At 70.4% G+C, this 740-nt stretch carries 1 protein-coding gene; it reads left to right on the top strand.

Translation table 11 applies throughout. The annotated features are described in order from the left end of the window. The coding region (locus ACY45C_RS20035; RefSeq protein ID WP_462189107.1) for a phosphatase PAP2 family protein at nt 1-647 on the top strand (647 nt) is incomplete at its 5' end. Nucleotides 648-740: the final 93 nt, after the last annotated feature.

The raw sequence follows: 740 nt of genomic DNA, 5'->3' as shown, positions 1-740 counted from the left end.
ATGTCGACACCATGTCCCACTTCGAGGGCTGGGGATGGTGGAGCGGTAGCGCGAGCGCCGCCCCGAACGGCCTGGAGGGACTGACGAACCAGTACGCCGCGCTCCCGTCGCTGCACTGCGCATGGTCGTTGTGGTGCGGTTTCCTGCTGGTGCGCTTCGGGCGCCGACCGCTGCTCCGGGTGCTCGGCGCGCTCTATCCGGCGGCGACCCTGTTCGTCGTCATGTCGACGTCGAACCACTATCTCTTGGACGCCGTCGCCGGATGGGCGGTCCTGGGCGTCGCCGCCGGTGCGGTTGCGCTCGTCGCCGGGTGGCGGTCCCGGGTCGGTTTCGTGGGGAGCGCCGCCGGGCAGCCGGCCGTGCCGGAAGTCGGATCGCCGCTTGCGCCGAACGCGCTGGCACCGGTGTCCGTGCCACCGCCGTCTCCGCCGCCGTCTTCCCTGGCACCCCGCCCTCACCGCAACCGTCTTCCCTGGCACCCCGCCCGTCACCGGCGCCTCCGCCCGCCCCGCCGGCCACCTCCAGCATGGCGGTGCGGGTCACGCCGGTGGCGCGAGCCGACGGAGCGCACGCGAACTGATCGCGGTGGGTGGCCGATGCCGATCCGACCGTGTCGGCCTGGTGTGGATCTGTCGCTGATCTTGTGATCGAACTGGCCCTCTCATGATCGTCTATTGGTGTCGTGCTTCGATGATCGGCCTGGCGTGACCTCCTGGACCTTGGGGTTTTGCTGCCGTATT

It is taken from the genome of Frankia sp. CcWB2 (assembly GCF_977927585.1).
Note: the sequence above shows the minus strand (reverse complement) of the source record. Positions and strands in the feature narration are given on the sequence as shown.